Source organism: bacterium (assembly GCA_037131655.1).
Classification (GTDB): Bacteria; Armatimonadota; Fimbriimonadia; order Fimbriimonadales; family JBAXQP01; genus JBAXQP01.
On record JBAXQP010000207.1, the window covers coordinates 1 to 4,813 of the forward strand.

General features: G+C 45.2%; 3 protein-coding genes. All 3 read right to left on the minus strand.

Annotation, left to right across the window (positions count from 1 at the left end; translation table 11 throughout):
• Positions 1–85: 85 nt before the first annotated feature.
• From WCO51_09665 to WCO51_09675, 3 genes are read right to left on the minus strand one after another with little or no spacing between them, the layout of a single operon-like run.
• Positions 86–1,354 (minus strand): glycosyltransferase family 4 protein, encoded by a 1,269-nt coding sequence (locus tag WCO51_09665; protein MEI6513524.1) that lies wholly within the window; start codon positions 1,352–1,354, stop codon positions 86–88.
• Position 1,355: 1 nt separating this feature from the next.
• On the minus strand, positions 1,356–2,648 hold the full coding sequence (locus WCO51_09670) for an SLBB domain-containing protein (protein MEI6513525.1): 1,293 nt from the start codon (positions 2,646–2,648) through the stop codon (positions 1,356–1,358).
• A 22-nt stretch (positions 2,649–2,670) separates the two neighbouring features.
• A complete protein-coding gene (locus WCO51_09675) occupies positions 2,671–4,641 on the minus strand; it encodes a Wzz/FepE/Etk N-terminal domain-containing protein (GenBank protein MEI6513526.1) in 1,971 nt (656 codons plus the stop codon).
• Positions 4,642–4,813: the final 172 nt, after the last annotated feature.

Genomic DNA, 4,813 nt, shown 5'->3' on the forward strand with positions numbered 1-4,813 from the left:
ACTGCTTCACGAATAAAACCAAGGATTCGGCCAAGAAGAATAATCCCTGCTATTCCTGATGCTAATCGAAGTACGCTGCCCTTTTTCATCCTGCTGCTTCATCCCTGAACAACTCTGAGGTCGGTTTTGGGCATTCAGCTTGTAGGGAACCTATCGCAGCATATTTTTCAGCATGAGCGTTATAGTCGTGATAGGTTGTTACGAACTCACGCCCCTTAATACCCAGTCGCTGACATTCTGATCGATCAGAATAGAGCCTCCAAATCGCATGGGCGATTGGTTCTACTTCCTTCGGTGAAACAAGGATGCCGGTTTTACCATCGGTCACGACTTCTTTGATCCCACCACTTGTAGAACCGATCACAGGGAGGCAGCAAGCGGAGGCTTCGAGAGCTGATATTCCGAGCGATTCTTCGGCTCGATAGGTCGGCACAGAAGGCATCACTAATGCGTCAGACGCCCCGTAGAGATCAGGCATGTTGGAATAGGGCTGAGAGCCTAGAAGCTTAATATGGTCACCCATTTTGTGTTCTTGAATAAAAGTCTCTAGCCAGGAGCGCAACTTGCCATCGCCTGCAAAGACTAACTGCCAATCAGCTTCAGGGTGTTGTTGGCACATTAATAGCGCGGCTTTGGCAGCGTAATCGACCCCTTTGATCTCCTGCAAATGGCCTGAACATAGGACAACGAAGGCCGTTTGCGATATGCCGTACTTCGCTCGGATTTGTGCTCGTGATTGTTCGTCGTGATTAGGCATGAATACATCGGTGTCGGTTGCATTTCTCAGGACATGAATATCGCGATGTTCGGGGGCAATTAGTTCCTCGATATACATTCTTATTTGGTCGGATACAGCGACAACGGCATCGGCGTTCAGGCAGGCATTACGCTCTATTTCAAGAAGATTGTGTTCGGCATCACTTCCGGCTTTTATCCAGCCTTGCCCCACCTTTTCATAAGTGTATCGAGAATGGACGGTTAAAACGATAGGGACATGCTGCGAGTTCATATTGGGATTTTCTCTCAACCTTATGATGCGATCTACGGATAATACATCTTGGCAGCCGAAGAAGCTTGGCGCCCCATCACGAAGTATTCTCCAGCGAGTCTTTGAACCCATTTTTAATCCATGAACTTTTGCGGCATATAGTACGCCTTTGCCGTGTTGAACTTTGTTGATAACACGCATCGGCACACTTATAAGAGCACGATTAGCAAAGCCAGGCATTGAACCCGAGGCGATAACTTCGACTTCATGACCTAGCGTTTTAAGGCCGCGATCTAACAAACTGATATGAGTGGCTATGCCCCCCGGTTTATTCGGATTGCATTGAGAAATTAGCCAGATGCGCATGTTATTTCAACACTCCTCCAAGAATGTTTATCGAGGCTAACCCACTCAGAATTGATTCAAATGCAATTCGCTTTGTCTCAGGTACGTAAACCACATCGCCATCTTGAATCGAGGGATTACCGGTGATATTGGCCTTTTTGATGAAGCTTTGGAAGTTAACAGGAATTCTTTGAACCTTACCATCAATAGTACGGAGGATGTAGAGGTGTGTAGTTATGCCACGTTTTGTGACATTCCCTGCCATACTCAGTGCATCTGAAAGAGCAGTTTCTCGACCTTCAATCAAGTTAAACCAACCAGGAGTAATGACTTCACCTAATACAGCAAATCGGCGGTTATTGGGCGGGACAACGAGGACATCGGCTGATTCTAGTGTCACGTTTGCGGTGTGATCACCGTTAACCATCCCTTTGAAAAGGTCAACAGGAATAGCTTGTCCACCACGATAGATAATGGCTTTAGAAAGGGCTGCATGTTCGGTATAGCCGCCGGCTTTCGCAACAGCTTCAATCGCACCAGTTCCTATTTCAAGATCGTATTCACCCGGCAGCGTTAATAAACCAGCTAGATAAATATGTATTGTCCTGGTTTCTTGAATACTGATGGTATCGCCCGGTTTCAGTAGAACATTGGCTTTAGGATCTCCATTTTGGAGAATGCCGCTAAGATCAAGTGGCTGCTCGGGATGTCCGGCTCTAAATAGAAATGCTTTCATTCGTTCGGGCTTCATTTTCAAGCCACCGGCAACGGCTAAAGCTTCAGATACACGCCAATTAGGTTCAATTTGATAGGAACCTGGGAGGCCAACTTGTCCAATGACATAAATATATCTCGGCTGAAGTCCATTTAGAGTTACATAGACTTCCGGACGTCTAAGCCTTATGCTTAATTTCTCAGTAATAAGGCTTTGAAGTTCAGCGAGCGTTTTTCCCTTTACGAATAATTCACCTATACCAGGGAAGACAATTGAGCCGTTTTGTGGCACAATGAAAACCCCGCTGTATTCCTCATGCCTAAGTACAACAAGGCCAATAGTGTCCTTGTAATCTAAGGCGTAGTTTGGATTGGAATTAGTCTGATTGTTGGTATTAGAAGTCTGTGGCACATCAGCCGAATAAGCAAAATGCACAATAAATAGCAAAGCTGTAATTGCTAATGCCCATTTAACCCACGACCAAATCCTGCGAGGCTGACGATCTGTTGACAATAATGATTGGAAGGCGACGATGCATGCAGGATTTCGAAAAACCTGATTTGTACCTAGTTTGAGGTATATGGCTTTTTTACCGAACATATCTCATTTCTCCTAAAACTGACTAAGCTGCGCTGTCGATCAGGACAACTCCAACTAACTCAGCTTTCGCATTATCGAGCAGTGACAGGCAACTCTCTTCACACGTTTCTAAACTGGCCCCTGCTTTAATGACCGGCAACACTCGTTCTGAGAGTTTGACTGCCATGCAGGCTTGCGGTGAACTTGCAAGGGGGGGAGTATCGACAATAATCAAATCCGTGTTTTCGCGCCAGTCCGCAAGTGAAGCCAACCAGGCTTCTTGTGGTGGCACAGGCATTATTTGAGGGGCGGAAGTGTCTTCATTTGGGAAGAAAGTTTTTAGTCCTTTAGTCTCAGGGCGCGTGTCGACTAAAATGACACGAAGGCCATTATTCGAAGCAGCAATAGCAAGGGCAGCTGCCAATCCGGGCGCGTTAGCTGATTCATTGGCTGGAACGACACTGAGAACTCGCCATTCCGTTCCGGCTCCTGCAAGTGTTAATCGACCTAATAGGGTTTGTGCTGCCGGTGAAATTTTGCCGTTTTTGATTTCGCTGCTATTAGCATTCGTGATATTAGCAGGAAATGCGGCTAGTGTTTGCAAACCAAGCCATCGCTGGGTATCCCATGCGGTCGATATTTTCGGGTCCATCGCTTCCGTTAATCCAACCGCGACGGCTGATAGGATTAATCCTAAGAACAACCCAAGCGCCATATAGAGGACAGGGCGAGGTCGGGTAGCTCTAATAGGCGCTACGGCGGGTTCAATAATTTCTGGTCGCACAGCGGCAGCATACTCACGGACTTTCATTTCTTCAAACTTGCTCATCAGCATGGACCAAACAGGGTTGGTGACAGCTTGACGGCGCATGAGATCACGCAGGCCTTGAACTTCAGAGGGGAAGTTCAAAGTAATCTTGGTATATTTTGGCAAAAGCACATCAAGCGCTTTTTGACGGGCATCATTGGATTTAATACTGAAAAGATTGAGTGTATAATTTTTAACTAGCTCATCGCGAATTGGGTTAGAGCTTTTTTCTTTCTCAGTTATCATCATATCATCGCCAACTGATTTCCGAAGCGCATTTTTTAATTCGTTTTTAGTGGAAGCTATCTGAATATCTAATGCTTGGACTTCAGGTTGGTTGTCCTGATACTCATATTGCATCCTTGCACGCTTGATTTGTAAATCTGCCAATTCCTGCTGAAGAGTATTTACTGCTGGTGATGTGCCGATGGTATGACCCGTTTCAACGAATGGTGCCATTTTTTTGATTTCATGTTTGATAGCTTGCTGCTGTTCAACCAGGTTGAATCGACCCCATTTTAATTCCTGTTGGTCCTTTTCAAGTTCAAGCCTAATTTTTAATATCTGCGCAAACTCATCATCAGGATTTGAATAGTGATGCGTTTTTAGCCAAACTATAATTTCTTTATTAAGTTGTTGAAGTTTTGTTTCTGTTTCTTCTAAACGGCGTCGAACATCGCTTGCCGTTCCAGAAGTATCTCTTGTGTGCCTTTCAGAAGTTAAGTCTCTATAATTGCTTGCAAGTTCGTTTGCGATATCGGCAGCTTCCTTAGCAGTGCCTGCAGTTGCAGATACTTCTAAAAGCTCTGTTAGCTTTGGATGCTTGGCAATAACTCGCTTTGAAAAGTCCTCGACCCTTTCGTTGATATTAAGCTTATTCATAACCTTTTCAAGCTGAGGTCGGCTGGTAATTATCTCTGCTTGAGTTTCTAATGAACCGGCTTGGGAACCACCAGTCAAGTCAGCAAGCATCGATCCTGCCCCTGCGCCAAGTGCCGAACCCATTTGAGGTTGTTCGATAAGTATGCGTGCAGTTGATTCATAAGAGCGTGGGACAAACATTATCAAAGCCGCTGCTGACACAATCGAGACAGTGAGGATGAGGCCAATCAACTTTCGATGCTTACGCGCAAGATAGAGGTAGTCTTGAGGAAAGCGGATTTGCGGTACATCAGCCGTATATTTTTTTCTTGTTAAATTTCTCATCTTTTCTCAACTAAAGCCTAATAACCTGCTTTAAATTGTCGGCATCAAACCTGGCATTCTTAAGGGGGTACCAGTCAAGCATATATGTAAATAATACAAAGGGAATAAGCTGGTATCCTTAAACTGTGGATGAAGGAATTAGACAGGGAAATTCGGCTTGGCTTGGACGGAT